Genomic DNA, 24948 nt, shown 5'->3' on the forward strand with positions numbered 1-24948 from the left:
CCGGTCTCCGACGCGGCCGTATTCACCGTCGGCTCCGGCGGATTCGCCACCCGCGGCATCCCCGAAGACGACAGCGACCCCTCAGCAGCAGTGCTCGCGGCCGGGGTGTACGCGGGCACCGGACCCGAACAACACCTACTCCAAGGCCCCATCTGGACCCGCCTGGACATCCAACCCCCACCCCGCGCCACCGAACAAATCCTCGACCTCTACACCGGCACCCTGCACCGCCGAGAAACCCACGGCGACACCGGCTTCCACAGCTTGCGCTTCGCCTGCGCCCACCGCCCCGGCGTGGCCGCCATGCGCGTGCGCGCCCACACCGCCCGACTCCACCCCGGACCACCCCTGCGCGCACCCACCGCCGAACCCGGCATCCACGTCGACCACGACCAAGTCCTGTCCATCGGCACCGGCGACACCCACTGCGTGCGCGTCGACTCCACCATCGGCGCCATCGCCGCCGCCGCCACCCAACACCAATCCGGCCCCTGCCTGGACCGCGTCGCCGCCTTCGCCGTCGACACCGCCGCACGCACCGGCACCGGCCACGCCGTCCGCACCCTGCGCCACGCCGCCGGCCACGGACTCGACGCCCTCCTGACCGCCCACCGCGCCACCTGGGCCCGCCGCTGGACCGACACCGGCATCGACCTCCCCGACGACCCCGACACCGAAGTCGCCATCCGCTTCGCCCTGTTCCAACTGTGGTGCAACGCCGACACCCACGGCGAATCCGCCGTCGGCGCCCGCGGCATCTCCGGCACCGGCTACCGCGGCCACGTGTTCTGGGACGCCGACGTGTTCGTCCTGCCCGCCATGGTCAGCCTCGACCCCGCCGCCGCCGCAGCCATGCTCACCTACCGCCACAACCGCCTACCCGCCGCCCGCGCCCGCGCCGCCGCCGAAGGCCACCGCGGCGCCCGCTTCCCCTGGGAATCCGCCGCCGACGGCACCGACGTCACCCCCGCAGCGGATTCCTCGGCGGCACCCCCGTCCCCATCCTCACCGGCACCCGCGAAGAACACATCACCGCCGACATCGCCTGGGCCGCACACCATTACGCCGAATGGACCGGAACCACCGACTACCTCGACGGTCCCGGCCGCGACCTGCTCACCGACACCGCCCGCTACTGGGCCTCACGCCTGCGCGTCGACGAACACGGCCACGCCCACCTCGACGGCGTCATCGGCCCCGACGAATACCACGAACTGGTCGACGACAACGCCTACACCAACCTCATGGCCCGCTGGAACCTGCGCCGCGCCGCCGCCCTCACCCCCCGGGACAGGGGAGAGGAGGGCGAATTCGCCACCTGGCGCACCCTCGCCGACCGCATCGTCGACGGACTGCACCCCGACGGCCGCTACGAACAATTCACCGGCTACTTCGACCTGGAACCCCTCACCGCCGACACCGTCACCCGCCGCCCACCCGTCGCCGCCGACGTCCTGCTCGGCCAGGCCCGCGTCGCCGGATCCCAACTGATCAAACAACCCGACGTCCTCATGGCACACCACCTCATCCCCGAGGAACTCGCCCCCGGAACCCTCCCGATCAACCTCGACTACTACGGCCCCCGCACCACCCACGGATCCTCGCTGTCCCCAGCGATCATGGCCACCCTGCTCGCCCGCGCGGGACGCCCCGACCACGCCCTCACCATGCTGCAACCGGCACTGCGCATGGACCTCGACGACCACACCGCCACCACCGCCGGCGGCCTGCACCTGGCCACCCTCGGCGGCGTCTGGCAGGCCGTACTCACCGGATTCGCCGGAATCCGCGTCCGCGACGGCATCCTCACCATCCGGCCACACCTGCCCGCCCGCTGGCCACGCCTCGGCGTCGCCTTCCACTGCCTGGGCCGCCGCGTCCGCCTCGACATCACCGACCGCGGACTCACCGTCCACACCGACGGACCCCTCACCGTCGCCGCCGCAGACACCGCACCCACCCGGATCGCACACCGAAGGTCCTGGCACACAACCCACAAGGAAACCCGATGAACCACATCCTGGTCCGTCCCACCGAGCCCGCGATGGCCGCCGCACAGGCCATCGCCGACATCATCGACGGCCAGGTCCGCGCCGGGCCACCCGACCTCGACGACGACAGCTTCCTGCACGCCCTGTCCGACCCCGATATCACCCTCGGCGTGGTCGGACTCGACGGCCGCGGCTGGCGCATCGTGCAACACTCCGACAAACCGATCGTGCTGGTCCCCGCCCACGCCCGGCCCTCCGTCACGGTCAAACGCATCCTCGTACCCCTCGACGGCACCGACGAATCCGCCAACGCCGTCGCCGAAACCGTGCGCCTGTTCCGCGCCGCCGGAACCGAACTGGTCGTCCTGCACGTCTTCCACACCGACACCGCACCCGCCTACTGGGACCAGGCCGCCCACCACCGCGCAGTCTGGGAACAAGAATTCCTCGCCCGCTATTGCGCCCCCCACTTCCCGGGCCCCGCACCCGCGCTGACCCTGCGCACCGGCGCCCCCGGCGAGCACGTGTGCGACGTCGCCGCCGACCGCGCCGACCTGATCATCCTCGGCTGGTCCCAACGCCTGGAACCCGGCCGCGCCCAAACCGTGCGCCGCACCGTCCGCGACGCCGACGTACCGGTGATGCTCGTGCCCACCGGATGACCAACGGCCTTGCCGCGCCGTCGATTCGGGATCACGCTGGATGGTGTGCAGGACAGGCCAGTGATCGACGCCCGCCACCACGACGCGGTGATCTTCGACATGGACGGGGTCGTCACCGACAGCGCCTCGATACACGCCGCCGCCTGGACCGAACTGTTCGACGCCTTCCTCACCAGTCGCGACCCGAGGCCGGGGGAGAGGCCGACCCCGTTCACCCCCGCCGACTACGCCCGCTACGTCGACGGCAAACCCCGCTACGACGGCGTCGCCGATTTCCTTGCCTCCCGCGGCATTTCGCTGCCCTACGGCGACCCCACCGACCCTGCCGGCACACCCACGGTCTGCGGACTGGGCAACCGCAAGGACCACCTGTTCCTGCAGCGCATCACCCGCTTCGGCGTGCCCGCCTTCGACACGACGGTCACCCTGGTGCATCGGCTCCACCGCTGCGGCATCGCCACCGCGGTCTTCTCCGCCAGCCGCAACGCCGCCCAGGTCCTCACCGCCGCCGGAGTCGCCGACCTGTTCACCGTCCGCGTCGACGGCCTGGTCGCCGAAAAACTCCACCTGCCGGGTAAACCCGATCCGGCCATGCTCCGCGAGACCGCCCGCCGCCTGAACGCCACACCCGCCCGCACGGTCGTCGTCGAAGACGCCGAAGCGGGCGTCGCCGCCGCCCACCGCGGCCACTTCGTCCTCATCATCGGCGTCGACCGCCTAGGCGGCGACCACGCCACCCGCCTCCGCGCCCACGGCGCCGACATCACGGTCACCGACCTGTCGCAAGTCGAAGTCCGCGGCTGATTGCGGACCCCACCTCATTTCGTCACAGTGACGTATTGATCGAATGAACCGGGGCATGGGGGACCGGGAGTAGCGAACCATCCCGGAACGAGCCCCAACCCAGCGAATCGGAAAATTTCCTGCAGAACCCAGAATCACCAGAAATCATCCAGCGCAAGGATTTTGCCAACCCTCAACAATCACCGAGCCTTGCACCTGACAGCCCATAACAAGACCGAGGGGCACAGCAGACCCGAAGAGGGACCGCGCCGCCGCCGAAGGATTACCGAAAACCGATGCAGCACAAGATCATTACCATCATTGGCCAGCACCTTTGTTACGCCGATAATCTACATTATGTTAAGTAACCGGCATCCTACTCCCTGTTGTGACGGGCTCCCCCTTTGCCGAGTTTCATCCTCAGATAGGGCAACCAGACGGTCGGACGGGTAGCGATCGCCAATATCAGCGGACTGGGATCAAAGTAGGCGATTCGCTCGACTACTTTCCCATCACGCAGGGTAATCCGGTCCAGCACACGCAGATCGAATCGTTTACCGGCGATGGTTCCGGACAGCGTGTGCTCGATACAGCGTGTGCTCGATGACGACACCGTCATGCACTTGCGCCCACCAGAGCAGGTGACCGGCCAGATCAGGACACAACCGGAGCAGCCGTTCGAGCTCCTCGGCATCGGCGGCCGAGCTGTGCATCTCGGGGCGAAGCGGTTGTATGAGGTGAGCGTCCGGATGGAGCAGTCCGCCGAGCGCAGTCGGGTCCGGACTCGCCCAGAAGGCCCCGAAACGCGCCACGAACTCGGCGGCAATTGTCGCGGTGGTCGTAGCGTCGGTCGTCGCTGGCTTATCCGTCATACCGACGATCCAATCGAACAGATCGCCGCTCGTGCCGTCCGGCATTACCCCGCCGGGCGAATACGACGAAAGCGAATACGCAGGGTTATCAGTAGAGCTGGTGCGGCGATCGGAACCCGCAGGCGCCACGGCTCGTTGGGGACGACATGGGAACGCCCTCCCCTCGCGTCCTCGCCGCCTGGTCACATCTCACCGTGCGGGTCACCCTGTCGCTGCTGATGATCGGGTTCGGCATGGTGAAGGTTGTTCCGGCGCAGTTCGTCACGTTCACCTTGCCGGGACGGATGCTGGTCACGGTCGGCGAATCGACGAGCGCGGGCATGCTGTGGAAGTTCATGGCCGCCTCGACGGCCTACACGATCATCTCGAGCGCTGTCGAGGTGCTCGGCGGGATACTGCTGATCTTCCGCCGGACCGTACTGCTCGGTGCGCTGGTGTCGATGGCGGCAGTGGTTCAGGTCAGTGTTCTCAACATCTCCTACGGCGTGCCGGTGGTGCTGGTGCCGCTGCTGATGTTGGTGATGGCGCTCGTCGTGTCGGCACCCTGGTGGAAACGGTTGGCAGAGGTACTCATTCGCGAGACCGACTCACCGCGTCGCCGCCCCGTAGAACTGGTGACCGATCGCCGGATCCGACTCCTCGGATCGGCAAGCCACCTGGTCTGCGCGGTGCTGGTGACCGTGGCCATCGGCGCCACCGCCATGAACAGCTACCACGACAACACCCGTCGCCTGTCTTCCTGGGACGGCGTATGGGCCGTCACCGTTTTCGACGGGCCCGGCCCGCTGTGGACGCACCTGGCCATCGACGATCGCCCCGCCTCTACGCGCCTGGTCCTGCGCCGCGGCACCGAACTGCTCGAACGCGACCTGAGGATCGACCACGGCTCGGCACTCCTCCTCGCCGCCGGAGCCACACTCACCGTCACGCAGAACGCCCCCGATGCCCTGCGGCTGTCGGGCGAATTCGACGGTGCCGCGGTCCGCGCCGAATTACACCGACTCCCCGCTCTCCCCCGATCCGCGGACTTCCGCTGACGCATAAGCGGCTCCCCATCGGTTCAACCACGCCACAGCGGGCGCGAGCGACTCCCCCAGTTCGGTCAGCGAATATTCGACCCGCGGCGGCACCTCCGGGTAGACCGTGCGGGTGATGAGGCCGTCGGCCTCGAGTTCGCGTAACTGGCGGGTCAGCACGCGCGGGTTGACGGGGCCGACCAAGCGGCCGAGTTCGCCGAATCGGCGGCGGCCGTCGAGCAGGTTCTTGATAATCGTCAGCTTCCATGCGCCACCGAGCACCGCGACGGCTACCTCTACGGGACATACGGCCAACGCCGTCTGTACCGGCTTCCGCATTGGGGCTCCTACCTCTTCGCTTACCTTTCGGTCACTATGCGCCTCGAATGTCAGTACTTGGCACATCCGGGACTAGGAACGAAAGTATCCCTGTGACTTCCTCCGGATCAATCCTCTGGATCTTCGCCCACCCCGACCCCGACTCGCTGAGCCACTCGCTGTATCGGCACGGCGTGGAGCACCTGCGGCGCTCCGGACACCAGGTCACCGCGGTCGACCTGTACGCGGAGCGCTGGAACCCCATCCTGAGCGACGACGACACGGCCGGCGCCACCGGCGCGACCCTGTCCGATCGGCAACGCCACGCAACACGCGAGCATCAAACCTGTAGGTCCGGCACCGACCACGATCACCTCGGTGGTCATGAGATCACTCCTGTTCCCTCGCATTGTGATTCGAGCGCCGCTCCCCCGTCTGTCAGTTTCATTTGACAAACCGGCTCTGTCAAGTAAAACTGACATGGTGGAGATGGAAGAACTCTCGCGGCATGTGCGTTCGACCGATCCCACCGTCGGATTCCGCGCGGTGAGCGCGTTGCACCGGTTGGCCGAGCAGGTGGAGGCAGCCGCCGTGGCGCATGCCCGTGCGCAAGGGTGGACATGGGAGCAGATCGGCGATGCGCTCGGCGTGACCCGCCAATCCGCACACACGAAATACGGAAAGTGAGACCACCATGTGGGATCGGATCACCAAGTCGAACCCATTCGCAGCCGTACTCACGGCAGCCCTCGACGAGGCCGGTCGGCGTGGCGCGCGACGGCTCGGCACCGACCACCTGCTCCTCGGCCTCTTGCACGACCCCGAATCCGCGGCGGCGCGCGCACTCAATGTCACGCTCGACGACGCCCATTCCGCGCTCGACGACCTCGACCGCACCGCCCTGGCCACGATCGGACTGGACGTACAGGCACTCGAACTGCCCGGCCCCCGCCCCTACAAACCACTCCCCCTGAGCCGCAACAACTCCACCTCGAATGCCCGAGCCGTCCTCCGCGACGCGGTAGGTGCGACCAGCCTGAAGACCCGGCGTCTCGCACCGAATCATCTGCTCCGCTCCCTACTCACCCTGACTCCCCCAGACCCGGCCGTAGAACTCTTCACCCACCTCGGCATCGACCCCCACACAACCCGCGAACGCCTCGCCGCCCTGGAACCCTGAGGAATTGCGCTGGCAAACCCGTATTCCAACGCGGGCAATACTCAGCCTTATCGCCGAACAGCACGGGTCCGATCCACTGAGACCGAGCCTCTGTCTCGGCCGCGCAATAGCCGTCCCGCTACTCGCCTACTGACGCGCGTAGGGGTTGATGGTGCAGTGCTTGACTGTCATCGAGACGTGCAGGCGCAGGCAGCAGATGTGCTGGTTGGTAGCCGGCATCGGTCACAACGGACCGAACATCCTCCACAGCCAGCGGTTCGCCGGGATTGGACTCAGCCACCGCGGGGCTCCACCCGGAGGCTGATGCGGTTGAGGGCCGGGTGGCCCGCTGTCGCCACTCACCACCGGGAGCGCTACGCTGATGTTAGATCGCAGTTCCCGCCACGCGATCAAGCTGCGTCCCGTTCCAACTCACGGATCAACACATCGAAGCGCGGCGCGTCCGGCCAATGAGGCTTCATTGTGCCGACTTTTCGCCAGCCCCAGCTGCGGTAGCGGCGATACGCTCTCTCGTTATCCGGCTCGACGAGCAATGTCGCCCGCTTCTCGGGTCGGCGGATCAGTAGCTCATCGTGCAAAGCTCGCGCCACGCCGTGCCCAGCGTAATCGGCGCAAACCATGATCTCGCTCAGTGCGAACGTGCGCACCCCGTCCTCGACTGTGAATGCCTCCCGGTCTGCGTCTGGGTCATCCAACTTCAACGCTTCCCACCAGCGGCCATCCGGTGGCAGTGGCCATCCCCATGTTTGCCCGACTGGCTTGCCATCAGCGCGTGCGATCACGAGTTCGAACCCGTTGTAGCCGCGGGTGTAGGCGTCGAATCGGTTCATGAACTCCGCGGGCGAGTCGAAGGGGTCGCCGGATGCGATGGCGTCCACGTAGGAGCGGCGGTAGATGTCCTCTACAACTTCGCGCAGTTCCCGTGCTGATTGTGTGGTGTGATGCTCGAATTCAAGACCCGCGAGAGCATCAGTCATGCCGTGATCGCCTTGTGCTCGAGGATGTCGAACTTTTCGCAGAATTCCTCACCCGGAGACAGTTGGTCGGCGGCGCGGCGAACCGGATCCAGCACGCGGAGCGTACGGATGGAGGACAGCTTCGCGAGATCGCCGAGCACGGATTGCGCCTCGGTCAGTGCGCCACTAAGGTCGCCGATCTGCGCTCTTGTTGCGGCTGTCCAGGCCCTGAGATTTGTCGCGTTGCGGGTACCGACACCCTGATTCGCCGCTGCGGCCTCGTACAGATCCAAGGATCTGGTCAGCAAGCCGAGATCGCCGTAGCCGCGCGCCTCGAGCGCGGCTATCTCCGAATGGGTCACGAACCGCAGCCACTGCGGGCATTCGTTGATCGGCTCGTACTGGGCTGCGTGGTCGATCTCTCGCCAGGCGGTCGCAATTGCACGTCCGAACGCCGCCCGGTCGCCCAGCACGGCGTGCACTTGGGCTTCGCGCACCGCGATCAGGGCGTGGATGCGGCCGGGAGGCCGGCCGCGCATGAGATCACGGGCGCGATTGACCAACTTGAGAGCGCGATACGGACTACCTTCGCCTGCTCGGCTCAGTGCGATGGACTGGTTCGCTGCATTCATGCAGGTATGGGCGAGGAGATCGTTGTCGTCGGCTTGCGTTCCCAGCGCCATTGCCTCGTCGTAGCAGCGTCGTGTGAGGTCGTGCCGGTCGGCATCGTAAGCCAGCCAACCAGTTTGCGCTGCTAGTAGCCCCACGGCGCTCATGAAAGCGTCACCGGTTGCCGAGTCGTACACGCACATGTCGAGCGCGCGTTTCGCGCGTGCCAGTTCCTCCACCGCGAAATCTATGACCTTTGCCCCGCCTACCCGCTGGTCTTCCTGCTCGAGGGCGTCCACGCCGTCCAGCAGATCTCGAACGTCGCCCATGCCTACACGGCCATAGCCGCCAGAGGCGAGAAGTGCAGCTATGCCGGTGGCAGTCAGCTTCCCGAGTTCACGTCGCTTCACATCGTCTTCGACTTCCCACGTGCACGACCCGAGCCCTGGTGAGTCGAGCCTGTCACGTATCGCAGCGGTGGATGATGGCCCTTCGAGGACAGGATGCCCTCCTAGGGGCGGTCTCGCACCGGCGAGCGCAGACCAGAACCGCTCTCGCTGTACAGAGTTCAGCCGTGCGTACACAGTGTCCAGCACTTCGGCCGACCGGCCGCGCACCGGTCGCTCGTCGGTCGCTCGGTACTCCCACTTCTGGACTGTTGCAGTCCGGTATCCAACTTCTTCGGCGAATTCGTCCTGCGTCATCCGCAGGGCGATGTCTCGTAGCGCCCGGACTTCTCTCCCTGTCCAGGTGATGACGATCATCGCCGCCCCTTGCCCGCGCATCCAACGGTCCGTACGGGAAGCGTACGACCTCCGTACGAGGTTTGTGTCTGGGTTGAGTAGCTCAGCTCGGCGACGCTGTGAATATGCCCCGCTGCCGGGTTGATGCCAGAGCTCCGGCGGCGGGTGCCCTCGAGCCGTTCTACCGACGCGGAGTGCAGGCACATGAAGGCAATCGGATTTGTGGATAAGGAACTCTCCGGAACCGACCAGGGCAACGATGAGCGCCAGATACGGGAGTACGCCCGCAATAACGGGTTCGATCTGGCCCGGACACTCGCCGCTGGGTCGTCGCGAACGAAAGATCACATAGTCGACCTCCTGAACCTGGTTCGGAAGCTCGGCGCGGACGCGGTCCTCGTCCCGCGACTGCAGCACTTCGATGGCCGGGCAAACGCCGTTCTCACCTTCTGCAGAGTGGTCGACACCGCCAGCGGAACCGTTTGGGAGCGTGGTCAATTCGTATGGGAACGGGAGCACGCATGAGCACCCCTGCGGCGACGATCGCGTTCGTCGCTTCTTCGACCCTCGCCCTGGCTGGGTATCGGTTCCTTAGTGGCTTGCACAGGACAGCCATGCATCGGGTTGGCGGACGGCCGGTGACCGTGGCCGAACTGCGGACGAGGTGTGGCGGGACAAGCGCGCGGAAGGCTGGCGCGCATGGCGCACCGCGGGGCGCGGAAGTAGTCCATTCATGACCACGAACGTGCCGTTTGGGCCGATTCGGCCGGAGCACGCGGTCGACGGTTGGAGCCTGGCCGGCGGTCCCGATGAATGGTGGCTGACAAAGGACTTCGGCGAGTACCGGATGCGCGTCAAGGCCACGACGGCGACCACCGTCGCGTGGCGAATCGGCTACCTCGACGGCCGACTACGGCGAGAAGCATCCGCAGTCGACGTCGATGAGGCGAAGACCCAAGCCGAGAAGTGGGTTTCGTCGCACCACGCCGACCGGCCCGAGGACGCCCAGGACTGAATCACCGGAATAACCCGTCTTTGACCGAAATCTGTTGTTTTGCAGTGTGATTGAAAGGTTCGACAATGACCGATTTGACCAGAGTGCCACAGTTCCTCGCAGTGTGCGTGGACGAGGACTTGGACCCTGAGATGGCAGCGGAAGCCGTACGAGACGGGCGCTTGGTGTTCCTGTGTAGCAGCGCAAGTCGTTCGATGCCCGGCTTTGCTCCGTTGTTGGTTGGGCCGGGTACCCGCCGCAAGATCGCTGCGTTGGTAGGACTCGGGCCTCGAGACATTGACCGTGAGGCGATCGTGGGAACGATGAGCGTCATCCTGGCTGCGCGACCAGACGCGGTGATGGATCTGACCACCAACCCTGAAGGCGTTGCACTTCGCGCCGACCTCAAGGAGGTGATGGGCATCCCCCTCGGCGCCTGTCTGACCTATGACCTGTTCACCGATCCGCGAAGACGGTTGAGCCGCACCGAGTTTCTGGAGCGCTTCGAGATGGGCCTCGCAACCGGCGTGGATTTTGTCCTGGTGCACATGGGGATGACCCCTGCGCTCGCTGAGCAGATGGAGAAATCGCCGCGTGTCATGCCGACAACGTCCCGGGGTGGTGGTCTGGTTGCCCGGTACATGAAGATGCACAACGCCGAGAACCCGCTGATCGAATACCTCGACGGCATCATCGAGATCTGCCGCCGACGCGAGGTGGTGCTCGACCTCGGCGACATCTTCCGCCCCGGCTGCGCCGCCGACGCCGGTGACGAGCTGAAATGGCAGGAGATTCAGCTGCTGGCCGCGCTGCGTAAGGAAATCCTCGCAGAAGGCGTGCAGGTGCTCTGCGAGACCGGCGGCCACATGCCGTTGCACCGCATCCCCGAATTGATCCCGACCTACAAGAAAGCGCTCGGCGGTGCTCCGCTGTGGCTGGCCGGGCCGATGGTGATCGATAACGGCGTCACCCTCGACGACACCGTGAACACCTTGGGCATCGCCGCCGCGGGGACATGTGGAGGGGATATGTTCGCGTCCATCACCCACAACGAGCACTACGCCATGCCGACCGCACCCGACACCGCCACCTCGGTCCGTATGGCCCGCGTCGCAATCACCGCCCTCGAAGTCGCACGCGACAACCACGCCGAGGTAACACGGCAGCGCGCGATCAGCGTGGCCCGCCGCGCGAACAACTGGGAGATCCAGGCCGGACACGCGCTGTATCGAGATCTGGCGAATCAGGTGTTCATCCAGCACGGCCTGAAAACGGGCGCGCCCTGCACGATCTGCGGAAAGTACTGCCCGCACATCGTCGCCAAGAAAGAGCACGAGGAACAACCACGGGTCGCGGAAGCCACACCACTGCCGATGCCTCGGGTGGCGGGAGACTGATCATGGATGCCCCGAAGCTGGCTCAGCAGATCATCCGTCGCCTTCCTCCCGCACCCGGCCTAGCTGAGGCCGCGTACGCCACCGCCGAGGATCTGCTCGCGCTCGGACAGAGCGTTCCAGTTCACCACTGGCTGATCGTCGGCGGGTCGTTCGCACGTGGTGAACCGACCTACATTCCCCGCAACGGCGGACATCAGCTGCTCAGTGATGTCGACTTCCTGTACGTATACACGGCCCTCCCGGCGCTACCGGAGGTCGAGTTCATGAACCTCGCCGGAAAGTCGTTCCCGACGGTTGAACTGATGACGCTGTCGCTGCGCGACTACAAGGCCCTTCAGACCTCGCTCGGCTACGACTTCAAGAACCTGGGGTTGTCCCTGAACGACCACGGCTTGCCTGGGCACGACCCGGTCGAACTGGACGCCCGCGACGCCTACGAGATCCTGCTGTTCTACACACAGGCGTATTTCTGGTACGCCGTACACGACCAATGGCAGGCCGGGATCGGCTCGATGCAGTTCCACCTCACCGTCAACCGGTTGTGCATGAAGATCCTGCGCGCCACCGCCATGCTCAACGGCGCCTATGCGAACCACGACTTCGACCGCATGCCGCCACACGTGGCCGAACAGATGCGCACCGAACTGGCATGGCGAGCGAATCCGACACGACCGCCGCTGCATCCCGGCCGGTTCTGGACCTACCTGCACCAGGCGCTGACCGAATTCGATCAGCACTTCGGCCACGTCCGCGTGGACGCAGTCACCGGCACGCGCTACTCAGCAACGAGCAGCGGCCGGATCGTCGCGCACCACCACGAGACCGTGCACGAACTCGTACGCCCGATGACGGCAGTGTGGAACAACACCGCGGACTTCCGGGCGTTGACTACGGTGAAGCGGCAAACCTGGGAACGGATCACGGGCTGGACCGGTACGCGGGTGCCGTCGACCCCGGAGACCTATTTCCAGCAGCACAAACAGGAAATCCACGACCATCTCCTCGCAATGAAAGTGCAGGCTGTATGAAACTGCTGGTCACCGGGGGCGCAGGCTATGTCGGCGCGACCGTCGCGCACATGCTGATCAACGCCGGGCACCAAGTCGTCATCGCCGACGACCTCTCCCGCAACGACGACCACCAGGTCCCCGTCGGGGCGGTCTTCGTCCGCTGCCGCGTCCACGACATCGCCGACATCCTCACCCCCGGCGCCGGCTTCGATGCCGTGCTCCACTTCGCCGGACTTATCGCCGCCGGCGAATCCATGAACCACCCGGAATGGCACTGGGACAACAACACTCGCGCCTCGCTGGCTCTGCTCGACGCGATGCGCACCGCCAGTGTCGAACGGCTGGTGTTCTCCTCCACCGCTGCCGTCTACGGCGAACCGACCGAACTGCCACTCATGGAGACCGCCCCCACCGCACCGGTCAACACTTACGGCGATACCAAACTTGCGATCGACCGCGCTATCGAATCCTACTGCCGCGCCGGACAACTCGGTGCGATCAGCTTGCGGTACTTCAATGTCGCAGGCGCCCACCGCTGTGACGACGGCGCCATGATCGGGGAACGCCATGATCCCGAAACCCACCTCATCCCCTTGGCCCTCGATGCCGCACTCGGTCGCCGAGATAAGCTCCAGCTGTTCGGGGACGACTACGACACCAGTGACGGCACCTGTATCCGCGATTACATCCACATCACCGACCTGGCCCACGCCCACCTGCTCGCCCTCGGCGCCATAACCCCGAACGAACATCGCATCTACAACCTCGGCAACGGAATCGGGTTCTCGAACCTGCAAGTGATACAAGCCGTCCGAGACGTCACCGGCTGCTCCCTCGGGGTCGAGATCGCGCCACGCCGACCCGGTGACCCCGCAGTGCTGTACGCGTCGTCAGCAAAGGCACACAACGAACTCGGCTGGACACCAACCAAACCCAACATCCACGACATCGTCAGCGACGCATGGGAATTCCACCGCACCCTGCACTGACCGACACCGGAAAGAGGAACGCGATGGCCACCGAACCATCCCTGGTTACCGAATACGCCACGCTCACCCCGCTGCAGATCCGCATCACTACCCACGAACGGTTCTCCGAACGACCCGACGACCCGAGCACCGCCGTTCTTGATGCACTCGCGCTAGCTGGTAGTGAGGATCTGGCAGACATCGGCAGCGGCGATGGGCGATTCCTCGCCCGACTTGCCTTGGCCGGGCACACCGGGCGACTAGTCGGCGTCGACTCCTCGGAGACGATGGTGGCCGCGGCCGAATCCATTCCCGGTGTCCAGGGCGTTCACGGCGACGCTCAGCAATTACCGTTCGGCGACAACGAATTCGACGTCTGCACCGCCCGGCACATGCTCTACCACGTACCGGATCCCGCCGCTGCGCTGTCGGAGTTCCGCCGCATCACCCGACAGGGCGGCACCGTCGCCGTCGTCGTCAACCACGCCCGGACCTGCCACCGCACATACGAACTCGTCACCACACACGCCCGCAACCACGGCGTACCGCCCGCTACCGGCATGATCAACAACGCCGTCAACAGCGAAACCCTGCCCGACATGATGCGCGACGCCTTCGGCAACACCTGCATCGAAACCTTCGACAACGCCCTCAGCTTCGACCATCCGCAGCCGTTGATCGCGTTCGCCGAGTCCCTGTTCTCGTTCTGCGGAATCGCACCCGAAAACCCGCACCGCGCCGAGATCCGTGCTGGCGTCGCCGCCGACATTGAATGTTGGTTCGCCACCCACCCCGGCGAACGATCGCGTGACCCGAAAGGCTACACCGTCGCGCTCGCATCCGTCACCACCTAACAGCCCCCCGCCCCACCAAACCTGAGGCCGCACCTATCGGCCACAGGAGTGCCGGTCGCGGAATACCCAGCACCCGGGGCATGGCGGAACAGAGCGGCGAACTCAGTTTCGAGATGTTTTGAAAGACAGCACTGCCTAGCCGACCATTCAGCCGACCTATTCAGCTTGCTTCTCCAGGAATTCCTTCACTTCCGAGATGTCCGCGTAAAGTCGGATCTTGGCGGCAAGGGCATCGAGCTTCCGCTGCAAGCGGGCCGAGGCGACTCTCTGGATCGCGTCGAAGTTCTTGCTCAGGAGCGAGCATGCTCGGGCGGGATCGCCGGCGTCGATGTAGTTCTGCGCTTGGTACAGCTGCCAAGCGGCTTTTTCGCGGGGCCAGTCGCCTGCGGTGTCATGAGCAGCCTGGAGATAGGAGCCAGCCTGCTTATTCATGCCTGCACCGAGATAGGCGATGCCCATCAAGGCGTTGAACTCCGCTTCCGGCAACCACACCCACTCGGGGTCGTAGCCACGGCCGGACTCATAGGCTCGATGTGCTCGACCGATCGCCTTCTCCATCGAAGTCGAGTCGATCACGCCTTGGGCCTGCGCCTCGCGAAGCTCGGCGAGGGCACGAACCTTCGGACCACCCTGTCCTCTGGCAGCGGACTGGGCGGCCCGCGACAGATTGACCGCCGTTTGTGGACGAGGTCGATATGCCTCCCCGTCGAACGGCGCGAGCCCAATCGTGGGAAGGTCGATGATGCTGGCGTTCATCAGAGCGTGCGCCGCCGCGATCCCGTCACCGCTCTCGTTGGCGGTTTGAACTGCGTCAGCGTAGAACTCGCGCGCGGCCTGCCGCTCATTGGCGTCGAAATGCACCCACCCGGCGGCCGTCATGAGCTCAGCCGTGGCGGAGGCGAGCGCCTTGCCGACTTCCTCGGTGTAGCTGGCATTGTCGAGCAGCCACTGGGCGCGGTGCACCTGTCCGGCCGCGAGGAGGCAGAGCCGATCTCCCCCGACCAGCAGATCGAGCTCGTGGACTTCGTTGACGCTGCCTCGGATCTCGACCACGTCGCTCACACCGACCTGGATGCCCGAAGCCACCGCATGACCTGCACCGGCTGCCGCCGCCCCCACCCCTAACGCTCCGACTCTGAAGAACTGACGACGATCCACCTGCGCCTCCTCGTCCGACTCCACCACCAGTATCGCCAAAGGCACCTGAAATGCTCTTGCTACGAGACGCAGGACGCGGATGTCGAAGGAAGCGGGACCATTACGCTCCAGGAGCGAGACCGCAGGCTGGGAAAAATTGATAAGGGCACCCAGCTCTGTTTGCGTCATGCCGATCGACCTTCTGAGCCGTCGGATGACATCGCCGGTTGTCATAAGCATGTCCAACGCCCCCAATTGTCGACGCGGAAAGCTGGGCTGTCTAGCAGAAAACCGTTGTCCCGGCAGAGTATACGGATTTTCGTATATCCAGAACGGTCCTGACAATTTCAACGCTCACCAGGGCTTTTTCGGCCATACGGTCGACCTGGTACCCGATGTCGAGTGACGCCGCTTCCTTCGGCGGCGTATCGGTCTTCGGTGAGCCGGGGCGGGTAGCGAAAGCCCCGGTATCGGGTACCGCGTGACCGTTTCCGGATCCGGAGGTACCGATCGTCATGCACACCCTTGCCATGCATCACACGGTCGCGATGGCTGAACAAGCAAGTCATCAGGCACCGCGGGCGCCGTTCACCGCCGACCAAGCCCACACCATGATGCAACTCCATGTCGCCTGTCGCGCGACTGACTGCCCGCACAGGGCCGCCGCGCCACAGGCACTCGTGGCGACCGGGCGAGTGAAGCTGTCCGAACCCCACCCCGGTGATCGCCGTGGTTACGACTACACCTGGTGACGATCCGGGCGAACGCCCTGAGGACGCCAACAGTTCGAATTCAGATTCGCCGATGCCGGAGTGGGCGCCGGTCGAGCCGCTGCCGTCCAGCGAGATGTTCCTGGCGGCCTTTGCCGGCCGCACTCCTGTGGCGGCGACGGACATCTTGGACCCGGCAGCGGAGCTGGTCCAGTGCCTGCGGCAGTACCGGTTGGCGTTCGAGGCACTCAGCCATACGAGCACGTCGACAGATCAGATCAAACAGGCTGCAGCCGAATTAGTTTCAGCCCACGCCGATATCGAGATGCTCATCCTGGTCATCGACGACGCAGTGGCGGACCGTCTGCTGCGGCGACACAAGCGACGGCAACTGAACACTCCATCGACGCTGCGCGACCAGGGTGTGCCGGAGGTAGCGGTGCATACGCAGTCGATCGGTGAAATCGCGGCGCGGATGGCCGATCTCTGGGAAACAGTGTCCGCCAAGGCGATGGATCCGGAGGAGCTGCCGGAAGCCCACCAGCTGTGCGAGCTGTGCGCCGCCTACGACGGACTGGCTGCGGAAATCGAAGCAGGCCAGCGAATCCCGCCAGGGCTGTGATACGCGATGCACCCCTCGGCTCTCCCTAGACCCATCCGGCACATTCACATCGAATCCGGGGCGCTGCAACTGGACTACCAGGCCAGCGACGAGCAGGCCCGGGATGTCGCAGAGGAACTCGCAAGCGCACGCAGTGCACTTGAGCTGCGTGTGACTATCGACGACGAGGTGCGCCCCGACCTGCCGCCCCTGCCTTGCGGCGACCTCTGGAACTGACCGGTGGTCGGGCCCCTGGGGCCGGTGGGCGGTCGCACTCTACACCGGCGGCGGCGTGGTCACGCCGCGGAAAAGCGTGCGGCGTGACCACGCACCCGCGCCGCCGGTGTCTCTGGAGTGCGCCCACCGGCCCCAGGGCCGGACGCCCCTGTCCTTTCAGTTGAACGGGGGTGTTGACGGGCCGCGCGGGCTTCGTCCTCGCGCTGAGCTTCCGTTCCTGTTCACAGCGAAGGGGTTTGCCGCATGTTCGACTCAGATTTCACCGCCGACGATCCTGGGGAGATTCTCGCTGCTGTTCCAGCTCTGCTCGGGTTCTATCCTGCCGATTCGGTTGTCCTCATCATGCTGGAGCCCGCCAGCGATCCCGAGAAGGTGCGACTCGGCACCGCCGCACGCCGCGCCCTCCCCATTCCCGAGGGCAGACTCACGACTGTTGCCCGTGAGGCGGCCAGATTATGTGCCCAACATGACGCCAAAGGCGTTCTGGTCATTCTGGTCGACAGCGAACCATCCTGTCCGACAAATAAACCCACCGTACAGCGACGGATCGGAGAAGCGTTCTCCGACGCTCTCGAGGCCGAGGGCATCCCGTTGCCGCATGTCTGGGCCACACCAACGATCTCGGCGGGCTCCCCGTGGTGGAGCGTGTTCGATCCCACCTTCACAGGGGTGGTCTCCGATCCCGAGGCGTCGCCGCTGATGGTCGCGCGGGTCATGACCGGCCGGAGGGTATTTCGTTCGTGGGCTGAGTTCGAGAAGGTCGTCGAACCGGATCACGAGTTGGCGAACCTCGTCCACCGGCTGATCTCAGCGAAATACGTTGACGGTTCGCCGTACTCGACATCGGCTGTCTCGGACATCGGGCTCGTCGAGCGTCGTCGTGAGGCGGTCCGCCTGCTGATCGAGCAGGTTGACGCGCTGGCTTCTGGTACCGCACCCACTGTCCACGGAATGGCCGACAACGCAATTGCCTTGTGCGACAAAGTGGTCCGTGACTGCATGCTCGGTCTGGCGACGACCGGCCGGGCGGGAGCAGCGCGTGATTTGTGGGCCTTGCTCACCCAAAGTCTGCCGGACCCGTATCGTGCTGAGGCTGCCGCCCTGCTCGGCTACAGCGCGTACATGGCGGGCGACGGTCCCGCAGCTGGTATCGCGTTGAAAGCCGCTCTGCGTTCGAACCGCCGTCACGAAATGGCCGCGATGCTGGACCTCGCCCTGCGCACTGGCTTTCCGCCGAGTCAACTCCGCCGACTCGCCGAACGCGGCCATGAGACCGCATCCCAACTAGGACTGTCCCTTCAGCCCTGAACCTGGTCCGCCCTCAGGCGTCCAAACCATTGTGCGCCCGAGAAGTTCTCCGCTGGTGCATTTTCGGGTGCACGTTCGGGACCACTGTCCTGTACGAGCCGTGTCCGGTGGTGCGGCGGGCTAGCGCACTCTACACCGGCGGCCCGCGCTGGTGGATGCCTCTGCCCGCCAGAGCTGGTTCGCACCTATAGCGCAGGCCGGCGTGGTGGTCCGCTAGCGGAATTCATCGATCTCCAGTTGACCATCACCGATACCCACGCCACCGCGACGCCAGTTGATGCTCTCGACCAGGCGCGGCAACGGATCAACCGCGCCCGCCAGGCTGCGCGGAAACGTTGGGGCACAGTCGATTTCGATGGAGATGCGGAAAGTGCCGCCCGAGATCGTGCGGGACAAGGTGCGAACCGACCGCGCTGTGAACACACTTCTGGATCGGCTCGTGACCAGGGGCGTGGTAACCGAACGTGGCGCGGCGCGTGTTCTGGCGGTGGCCTGGTCACTGTGTGACCTACGCGACGACCCGGCGCCCACCCTCGCTGATATCGACCTAGCCGTCCACCTGCGCCGAAACAGCATGTAGCCAAGGCATCGTGTCCGAGAACCTGGCGTTCCGCCGGGGGTTGGTGGGGTTGCGGGTGGTTGGTGGGCGGTCGCACGCTACACCGGCGGCGGGGCTGTCGAGCCGCGAAAAGCGTGCGGCTCGACAGTCCCCCTGAACGCCGCCGGTGTCCACGCGTCGCGCCCACCAACCACCCGCAACCACGCATCGCGCCCGGATTCGCTTCTATCGACAGCGATTTCGATTCACCGGCGCTCACGCACTCATGCCTGAGGCATGAGTCATCAATCGAGCGGCCACTTCCGAGCCCCCCGTTTCCGGTGCGGCGCATCTGTTTTCGAAAGGAGTTGACTATCTCATGTCGAAGTTGAGCAGGCGAGCTGTAGCGGCCCATCGTGAAGCGTCGCGGCTGGTCGAGTTGCGACGCGATCTGGACGAGGACGAGAAACAATTCGTCCTCACACACTGGCAGGAATCAGCGAATCTGGAACACGCTTCCCACGGGGCGTTCTTCACACCGCTGCCCTTGGCGCGCGCGATGACGCTGCATGTGTTCGGCACTCGGATCATCGACCTGGCCGCCGGAATCGGTCATCTCGCCTTCGCGTGTCGAAACCTGTTCGGCCAGCGCCATAACGGTGAGCCCGCACCGGAATTGGTTTGCGTGGAACGCAATCCCGACCTGGTGCGAGTGGGAATGAAGGTGCTGCCGGAAGCGGTGTGGGTCTGCGATGACCTGCTCAACATTCCCGCACGGCGAATGCGCGGATTCGACACCGCAATCGCGAACCCGCCGTACGGTCGCATCGCTCGGTCGGCGAATGCGTTCGGCTACAACGGGTTCCGGTTTGAGTATCACACTATCGCAGTCGCGGCGCAGATCGCCCGGCACGGGGTGTTCCTCATCCCTCAAGCCGCCGCCCCGTTCCGCTATAGCGGCGAACGCCACATCGTCACGGGCACCGGCGACGACGAATACGAACGTTTCTCCACGAGCACCGGGATCACGCTGGAGCCCTCGAACGGCATCGACACCACCTTCTTTCGCAGCGCATGGCACCAGCGACCACCCGATATCGAAGTCGTCGTCTGTGACTTCACCGATCCCACCGTCCTCGGCGCACGCCGTTGGCCTGCCAGGGATACCGGCTTCGATTCCCCACGGTGTCCCCTGTTCACTCTCGAGTCTCGAACGTCACCGAGGAGGTTGCCGTGACCGGCGACGCTGTGATCCGGGCGATGGTCGATGTGGAGCGTTTCCGGGCGGCGTTGACCGTGGATCCCGAGGTTCTGCACGCGTATCTGCGCGCGGAGGGATACGCCTGGGGCTATCAGGATGCACGGGGTCCGACCGCGTTCGATACAGACCAGGCCACCGCGTTCGCCCGCACCTACGCGATCGCCGCCGCCGAATTCCACACCGGCACCCGCAGCTCCTACCCACCGCTATTGCGAGCCTGGCTCGACCACGGTGACATCGAGCCCACAGCGCCAGGCGGTACGTCATGACCACGACTCCCGGACCGTCGTTCGAGCAGTGGCTGCACGCGATCAGGACCAATCCCGAGGCCGAGCGGATGTGCTGGGAGGCCCTGGGCTACGCGCGCGGCTATTGCGACGCCGCCGGGCGCGGCTCCGGCGACGCGATCGATTTCGCGCGCGCGTTCACAATGCTCGTCGCCTCCGGTGGCTCCCGGCCCTCCATCGACGGGGCCTGGCGCAACTGGCTGGCCGGCACCGATATCGCCGCATTCACCACACCCGCCGACACACCCTGAACCCCGCTGCCGCTCGATCCCCGCGGCGGTTCGTTCTCGTTGTCGTTGCTCACCAACGCTTTTCTGTAATCCATTCTGACGAAAGGGATTTCGCTGTGTCTGTTTCCACGTGTCTTCGTCATGCCGAGTTGGCCGATATGGTGGCGCTGCTCGAGCGTCAGCAGGCCGCCAAGGTCGACGTGGTCGCCCCTGCTACCGCGATCCGCGCCCGGGACGGGTTGATCGAACTGGCCGGGGTCGCTCCGGTCGCCGATGAGCGCGGTGTCACCGCCGTCGACGGCTCCTATCGGCCCACCGTGGCGGCGGATTCGCAAATCTCGGCCAAGCTCGATATTCCCGGCCGGTTCCTGCGCCGTCTGCGAGAGGAGGACCGGCTCGACCTCTACGACGCCAATGTCAACGGCCTGCTGCACGGCGTCGTCGATCCCGACCGCGTCCCCGAACCGGATTCGCGGTCGTTTCTGTTGCGGCTGTTCACCTCCGGCGTTCCCGGTGAACCCGGGGTGCTGCGGGCGTTGCTGTCGGATCGGTACGGGGTCATCGACAACCTCGATGTCCTGGCCGCGGTCCTGGACGGCATCCGGCTCGCCGACACCGACACCCGAATCCGATCCTGTGACCTGAGCGAATCGTCGATGCACTGCAAGGTGTACTCCCCGCGCATCAAGGCGCTGGCGCCACGGTTTCTGGCCAACTACCGGACACCGTTCGCCAACCCCGACCTCGAGGCCGAACGCCGCCGCGTCGCCGGGCAACTCGACCAGTGGCGCCCGATCGCGGCCCGCGAAGGCCGCGGCTATGCCCCGGGCGGTGAACCGATCGTGTTCGCGGGGTTCCGGTTCGCCAATTCCGAGACTGGACACCACGCGCTGACGTTGAAGCCCGAGTTGGTGATCCAGATCTGCGGCAACGGCCTAACCCTCCCGCTGTTCGCGCACACTCGCCGCCATCTCGGCGAGCGTCTGGACGCCGGGGCCGTCGGCTGGTCGCAGGACACCTACCACAAGAAGCTGTCGGTCATCACCGCCGAAACCCGCGACAAAGTCAGCGAATGGCTGTCGCCCGAGTTCCTCACCGCCCGCGTCGACGAGCTGGAACACCACGCCGGAACCCCTGTCCGCCAGCCGGAGCAGACGATCGAGGTGGTGTCGAAGAAGCTCGGATTCACCGACTCCGAACGCGCCGGGATCCTGTCGCACTTCATCGCCGGTGGCCAGCTGACCGCCGCGGGTGTCGCCAACGCGGTCACCAGCTACAGCCAAACCATCCCCGACCCCGCACGCGCCGACACCCTCGACGACCTGGCCCTGCACGCCATGACCCTCGTCTGACCGGCACCCCAGACATCCCGTCGTGCATACGTCACCACGGGATCACCGAACGTGTTGCACCGCAACACGTTCCCATCCAATCAGGAGGTTGAAGATCATGGTCGACGTCCTTACACGCACCGACTACGAGCACCAGCAGTATCTGGGCTCGGCAGGCCCGACCGCTGCGCTCGCGCCCGAGCTCCTCGCTCGCTGGCGCGGCGAGTATCCGGACTGGGCGGGCAAGTACTGGGCGTTCCGCCCCGGCGACACCGGCACCGGCCAGCCCCAGCATTTCTGGTTGCGTCCGGTCAATGTCTCCGCTCGCGCGAAGGAGACTAAATGAACCCCACACCACCTTTGGGTCTGATTACCCGTACCAGTGAATCCGCTGTGGTCGCAGTAAGTTTCGGCTTCCGGTCCTGGCGGGTCACGGTCGGCAGCGGTGTCGAATGGAGTCGCGATCGACAACCAGGCGAACCTGCTGTGGTCCGGCGGGTCCGTTCCCGTCGAACTCGATTCGCCGCCGCACCGGCGGTCCTTCCATCGGCCGCGGACATCGTCGCGGCCTGCGACCCGACAGCCGACCACCCGACCCAGGACCCGATCGTCGGCGCGGTCCGGTCGCTGGCCCGGCTGGCTGCCGAGGACCATGCGCACGCCACCGGTCACGACGATGACGCCGACGAGCTGGCCCTCACTCACGACGAGCTGCTCGAGACCATCGACCGGATCATCGGCCAGCGGCTGCCGCTGCCACTGCCCCGCGAACGATGGGACGCCGCAGTCCACACCGAAACCCTGGCACCGGTGATCAGCCGGCTCGTCACCCTCGCGGTCACCCGCGCGGCGATGACTCGCCAGGTTCCGGGACCGGACCGGGTTGCCGACGAACTGGACACCGCGCTGGCCGACCTGCGGACGGCCTACGACCAGCTCGTCACCGAGCTGCTCTCTGGGCGGCGGCGCCTACCCCGGTATCAGAGCACCCCCGCGGTGTGACCCACCGCTTTCCCATCCACTTCGCGAACGGGTCCCGGCCAGAGGCTACCTGGCCGGGACCCGTTCCTTGTCAATCGTAAGGAGCTCCGTTCATGACTTCCACCACCAACACCACGCAGACCGACACAAACCCGGCAGACGACGCGGCGCGCAGCGACATTTCCCAGGTCCAGGCTGTGTTCCTCAATCCGGCCGATCTGGAGATCGACGGGAACGTGCGGCAGAACTTCAACCTCGACGACCATCCCGCCGAACGCGAGTCCATCGAAACCTACGGCGTCAAAAATCCCATCAAAGCCGTTCGGGAGGCTGACGGTCAGATCACGGTGGTCGATGGCCAGATCCGCACCCTGATCGCACTGCTGGTCGGGCTCGATCGAGTTCCGGTGTGGATCGAACCCGCACCCGACACCAGCGCCAAACAGCGCAAGATCGCCCGAATCACCGAACAGATCAACCTCAACGACCGCCGCATCCCGCTCACCCGCGGTGACCGTGCCCGCGGCATCGCCCAACTCCTCCAGCTCGGGCTCTCGGTTACCCGGGTCGCCAAGGCCGTACAAGAGAACGATCTGGACAAAGTCCGCCAAGCCGGGCGCGCCGGTGCCTCGGCCACCGCGTGCCGGCTCGTCGATGACAACCAACTCGACTTCGACCAGGCCGCGATCCTGGCCGACTACGACAGCCACGGTGACACCGAGGCGGTCGAGCGGCTGCTGAAAGTCCCACGCCATTGCTTCGCCTACGAGGCGAATCTGATCGCACGCGAACGCGACGACACCCGCGCGCAATTCCAGGCATCACTCCCCTACGCCGCGCTCGGGTTCGCGATCCTGACCGCCGAACCCGACAGCATCGGCGCCAATTCCGCCCTCGTGCCCGTCGAGGCGTTGCGCACTGGCGACGACGCCGCGATCACGCCCGAGCAGCTCTACGCGGATGCGGCGCGCTGGATGGTGTACCTGGAGGTCGAGGAGGACGCTGTCGTCGACAGGGTAACCGGCGAAGCCGTCGATCCCAACGCGGTGGATTGGCGCACCGAGAGCAACCCTGACCTGGACGCCACGGACGGCCGTCGGCACGCCGACACCGTCGAGCGGCGAGACGTATGGACCCCGCACTACTTTCTGCCTGCCGCCGCACTCGACGCCAGCGGCTACAAGATCGCGGCCGAGCCCGACCCTGAGCCCGAACAACCCGTCGACGACACCGCCACTGTCGTCGAGGAACCCGCGAACGCTGGGACGATCGACGAGCCAGCTCCGGCGGAGGATCCCGAGGCGGCCCGGGTGGCGGCCGAGCGGGCCAGGGCCGAGCGGCAGGCGCGGGAGGATGCCGCACGGCAAGCTCGGGAAGAGGCCGAGCGGGAAGCCAAGCGGCTCAGTGATTTACGTAAGGAGCTGAACAAGCAGTTCGCCGCGGCCACGGCCGCACGGCGGAGCTTCGTGCAGACCTATCTCGAGCGCGGTTCCGTTCCGCCGCTAGCGATCCGGTTCATTCTCGAGGCGCTCGCAGCCAACCGCGGGCTGCTCGACGACTACGAGGCGACCAAGCTCGCTTTGCAGCTGCTCGGGATCGAGGGCTGGCGCGACCAGCTGGACCAGGCCATCGAGAAGGCACGGCCGGGACGCTGCGCAGTGATACTGCTGGGTTTGGTGTGCGGGGCTTGCGAGAGCCGCATCGCCAAGGAGGCGTGGATCCACAACGACCGTGGAACCCGCCACTACCTGCACTTCCTCGCCGACATAGGCCATCACCTCGTTCCCACCGAACAGGCCGCTGCCGGTGACATCGACCCGATGACCATCACCACCGACGCCTGAACCGGCGCAACACCTTCCAATAGCGACGCAGGGCTGAGTCACCTCTCGGCCCTGCGCCGCCTTCTTGTCTCCGTCGAAGTCGCGGCGACCTTTTCTTGGAGCGTCTCAGTCCGAACTCGCCCATTCCCCA

At 65.7% G+C, this 24948-nt stretch carries 30 protein-coding genes and 1 pseudogene; 24 read left to right on the top strand and 7 right to left on the bottom strand.

What is annotated here, in order from left to right:
* Positions 1-135: 135 nt before the first annotated feature.
* On the bottom strand, positions 136-729 hold the full coding sequence (locus IU452_RS07730) for a hypothetical protein (RefSeq protein WP_195108179.1): 594 nt from the start codon (positions 727-729) through the stop codon (positions 136-138).
* Here IU452_RS07730 and IU452_RS39440 point away from each other — a divergent pair.
* The 4 genes and pseudogenes from IU452_RS39440 to IU452_RS07745 all read left to right on the top strand — a co-directional run.
* Positions 706-912: pseudogene (locus IU452_RS39440) on the top strand (hypothetical protein); the annotation flags it as partial. The gene IU452_RS07730 and the pseudogene IU452_RS39440 sit on opposite strands and share 24 nt — an antisense overlap.
* Before the next feature lie 89 nt (positions 913-1001).
* Positions 1002-2012: a glycosyl hydrolase family 65 protein gene (locus IU452_RS07735; RefSeq protein ID WP_416382287.1), complete on the top strand. Its 1011-nt coding sequence runs from the start codon at positions 1002-1004 to the stop codon at positions 2010-2012.
* A complete protein-coding gene (locus IU452_RS07740; RefSeq protein ID WP_195108181.1) occupies positions 2009-2653 on the top strand; it encodes a universal stress protein in 645 nt (214 codons plus the stop codon). The genes IU452_RS07735 and IU452_RS07740 overlap by 4 nt, the downstream gene beginning before the upstream one ends.
* Before the next feature lie 45 nt (positions 2654-2698).
* Positions 2699-3457 carry an HAD-IA family hydrolase gene (locus tag IU452_RS07745; RefSeq protein ID WP_324192488.1) on the top strand — a complete coding sequence of 253 codons (759 nt, stop codon included), beginning with the start codon at positions 2699-2701 and terminating at the stop codon, positions 3455-3457.
* A gap of 533 nt (positions 3458-3990) precedes the next feature.
* On the opposite strand, the gene IU452_RS07750 is transcribed toward IU452_RS07745, so the two are convergent.
* Positions 3991-4308, bottom strand: coding sequence for a nuclear transport factor 2 family protein (locus IU452_RS07750; protein ID WP_195108182.1), 318 nt, complete (start codon positions 4306-4308; stop codon positions 3991-3993).
* 146 nt (positions 4309-4454) lie between these two features.
* Between IU452_RS07750 and IU452_RS07755 the strand changes: the two genes are divergently transcribed.
* Complete coding sequence (locus IU452_RS07755) at positions 4455-5345, top strand: hypothetical protein (protein WP_195108183.1); 891 nt, start codon at positions 4455-4457, stop codon at positions 5343-5345.
* On the opposite strand, the gene IU452_RS07760 is transcribed toward IU452_RS07755, so the two are convergent.
* Positions 5301-5663 (bottom strand): winged helix-turn-helix transcriptional regulator, encoded by a 363-nt coding sequence (locus tag IU452_RS07760; RefSeq protein WP_195108184.1) that lies wholly within the window; start codon positions 5661-5663, stop codon positions 5301-5303. The two genes, IU452_RS07755 and IU452_RS07760, sit on opposite strands and share 45 nt — an antisense overlap.
* Positions 5664-5755: 92 nt before the next feature.
* Here IU452_RS07760 and IU452_RS07765 point away from each other — a divergent pair, with 92 nt between their 5' ends.
* From IU452_RS07765 to IU452_RS07775, 3 genes are read left to right on the top strand one after another with little or no spacing between them, the layout of a single operon-like run.
* A complete protein-coding gene (locus IU452_RS07765) occupies positions 5756-6094 on the top strand; it encodes an NAD(P)H-dependent oxidoreductase (protein ID WP_195108185.1) in 339 nt (112 codons plus the stop codon).
* Between the two features lie 28 nt (positions 6095-6122).
* Positions 6123-6329: a helix-turn-helix domain-containing protein gene (locus IU452_RS07770; RefSeq protein WP_228816728.1), complete on the top strand. Its 207-nt coding sequence runs from the start codon at positions 6123-6125 to the stop codon at positions 6327-6329.
* Positions 6330-6336: 7 nt separating this feature from the next.
* Positions 6337-6822, top strand: a complete 486-nt coding sequence (locus tag IU452_RS07775; RefSeq protein WP_195108186.1) for a Clp protease N-terminal domain-containing protein — start codon at positions 6337-6339, stop codon at positions 6820-6822.
* A 389-nt stretch (positions 6823-7211) separates the two neighbouring features.
* Here IU452_RS07775 and IU452_RS07780 read toward each other — a convergent pair whose 3' ends face one another.
* Complete coding sequence (locus IU452_RS07780; protein ID WP_195108187.1) at positions 7212-7799, bottom strand: GNAT family N-acetyltransferase; 588 nt, start codon at positions 7797-7799, stop codon at positions 7212-7214.
* Positions 7796-9151 carry a helix-turn-helix domain-containing protein gene (locus IU452_RS07785; RefSeq protein WP_195108188.1) on the bottom strand — a complete coding sequence of 452 codons (1356 nt, stop codon included), beginning with the start codon at positions 9149-9151 and terminating at the stop codon, positions 7796-7798. Before IU452_RS07785 ends, IU452_RS07780 begins: the two co-directional genes overlap by 4 nt.
* 183 nt (positions 9152-9334) lie before the next feature.
* On the opposite strand from IU452_RS07785, the gene IU452_RS07790 reads away from it, so the two are divergent.
* The 6 genes from IU452_RS07790 to IU452_RS07815 all read left to right on the top strand — a co-directional run bounded on the left by IU452_RS07790 (position 9335) and on the right by IU452_RS07815 (position 14353).
* Positions 9335-9655 (top strand): hypothetical protein, encoded by a 321-nt coding sequence (locus IU452_RS07790; RefSeq protein WP_195108189.1) that lies wholly within the window; start codon positions 9335-9337, stop codon positions 9653-9655.
* Positions 9656-9863: 208 nt separating this feature from the next.
* On the top strand, positions 9864-10145 hold the full coding sequence (locus IU452_RS07795; RefSeq protein ID WP_195108190.1) for a hypothetical protein: 282 nt from the start codon (positions 9864-9866) through the stop codon (positions 10143-10145).
* Positions 10146-10210: 65 nt separating this feature from the next.
* Positions 10211-11521, top strand: coding sequence for a phosphomethylpyrimidine synthase ThiC (locus IU452_RS07800; RefSeq protein ID WP_195108191.1), 1311 nt, complete (start codon positions 10211-10213; stop codon positions 11519-11521).
* 2 nt (positions 11522-11523) lie between these two features.
* A complete protein-coding gene (locus tag IU452_RS07805; RefSeq protein WP_195108192.1) occupies positions 11524-12549 on the top strand; it encodes a hypothetical protein in 1026 nt (341 codons plus the stop codon).
* A complete protein-coding gene (gene galE, locus IU452_RS07810; RefSeq protein WP_195108193.1) occupies positions 12546-13520 on the top strand; it encodes a UDP-glucose 4-epimerase GalE in 975 nt (324 codons plus the stop codon). Before IU452_RS07805 ends, galE begins: the two co-directional genes overlap by 4 nt.
* A gap of 23 nt (positions 13521-13543) precedes the next feature.
* Positions 13544-14353 carry a class I SAM-dependent methyltransferase gene (locus IU452_RS07815; protein ID WP_195108194.1) on the top strand — a complete coding sequence of 270 codons (810 nt, stop codon included), beginning with the start codon at positions 13544-13546 and terminating at the stop codon, positions 14351-14353.
* A 156-nt stretch (positions 14354-14509) separates the two neighbouring features.
* On the opposite strand, the gene IU452_RS07820 is transcribed toward IU452_RS07815, so the two are convergent.
* Complete coding sequence (locus IU452_RS07820) at positions 14510-15730, bottom strand: helix-turn-helix transcriptional regulator (protein ID WP_324192489.1); 1221 nt, start codon at positions 15728-15730, stop codon at positions 14510-14512.
* A gap of 480 nt (positions 15731-16210) precedes the next feature.
* On the opposite strand from IU452_RS07820, the gene IU452_RS07825 reads away from it, so the two are divergent.
* Positions 16211-16822 carry a hypothetical protein gene (locus tag IU452_RS07825; protein ID WP_195108196.1) on the top strand — a complete coding sequence of 204 codons (612 nt, stop codon included), beginning with the start codon at positions 16211-16213 and terminating at the stop codon, positions 16820-16822.
* A 459-nt stretch (positions 16823-17281) separates the two neighbouring features.
* Positions 17282-18346, top strand: coding sequence for a DUF4192 domain-containing protein (locus tag IU452_RS07830; RefSeq protein ID WP_195108197.1), 1065 nt, complete (start codon positions 17282-17284; stop codon positions 18344-18346).
* A gap of 213 nt (positions 18347-18559) precedes the next feature.
* Here IU452_RS07830 and IU452_RS07835 read toward each other — a convergent pair whose 3' ends face one another.
* Positions 18560-18742 carry a hypothetical protein gene (locus tag IU452_RS07835; RefSeq protein WP_195108324.1) on the bottom strand — a complete coding sequence of 61 codons (183 nt, stop codon included), beginning with the start codon at positions 18740-18742 and terminating at the stop codon, positions 18560-18562.
* On the opposite strand from IU452_RS07835, the gene IU452_RS39445 reads away from it, so the two are divergent.
* From IU452_RS39445 to IU452_RS07875, 8 genes are all read left to right on the top strand, one after another.
* Positions 18708-18926 carry a hypothetical protein gene (locus tag IU452_RS39445; RefSeq protein WP_416382288.1) on the top strand — a complete coding sequence of 73 codons (219 nt, stop codon included), beginning with the start codon at positions 18708-18710 and terminating at the stop codon, positions 18924-18926. The genes IU452_RS07835 and IU452_RS39445 overlap by 35 nt on opposite strands.
* A 337-nt stretch (positions 18927-19263) precedes the next feature.
* On the top strand, positions 19264-20121 hold the full coding sequence (locus IU452_RS07845) for a methyltransferase (RefSeq protein WP_195108199.1): 858 nt from the start codon (positions 19264-19266) through the stop codon (positions 20119-20121).
* Positions 20118-20414 (top strand): hypothetical protein, encoded by a 297-nt coding sequence (locus IU452_RS07850; protein WP_195108200.1) that lies wholly within the window; start codon positions 20118-20120, stop codon positions 20412-20414. Before IU452_RS07845 ends, IU452_RS07850 begins: the two co-directional genes overlap by 4 nt.
* Complete coding sequence (locus tag IU452_RS07855; protein ID WP_195108201.1) at positions 20411-20683, top strand: hypothetical protein; 273 nt, start codon at positions 20411-20413, stop codon at positions 20681-20683. The genes IU452_RS07850 and IU452_RS07855 overlap by 4 nt, the downstream gene beginning before the upstream one ends.
* 95 nt (positions 20684-20778) lie before the next feature.
* Positions 20779-22014 carry a hypothetical protein gene (locus IU452_RS07860; protein WP_195108202.1) on the top strand — a complete coding sequence of 412 codons (1236 nt, stop codon included), beginning with the start codon at positions 20779-20781 and terminating at the stop codon, positions 22012-22014.
* 88 nt (positions 22015-22102) lie between these two features.
* Positions 22103-22339: a hypothetical protein gene (locus IU452_RS07865; RefSeq protein WP_195108203.1), complete on the top strand. Its 237-nt coding sequence runs from the start codon at positions 22103-22105 to the stop codon at positions 22337-22339.
* Entirely contained in the window at positions 22336-22995 is a 660-nt protein-coding gene (locus tag IU452_RS07870) for a DUF4254 domain-containing protein (protein ID WP_195108204.1), read from the top strand. Before IU452_RS07865 ends, IU452_RS07870 begins: the two co-directional genes overlap by 4 nt.
* Positions 22996-23087: 92 nt before the next feature.
* Positions 23088-24818 (top strand): ParB/RepB/Spo0J family partition protein, encoded by a 1731-nt coding sequence (locus IU452_RS07875; RefSeq protein WP_195108205.1) that lies wholly within the window; start codon positions 23088-23090, stop codon positions 24816-24818.
* Positions 24819-24948 lie beyond the last annotated feature (130 nt).

It is taken from the genome of Nocardia transvalensis (genome assembly GCF_015477765.1).
Classification (GTDB): domain Bacteria; phylum Actinomycetota; class Actinomycetes; order Mycobacteriales; family Mycobacteriaceae; genus Nocardia; species Nocardia transvalensis_A.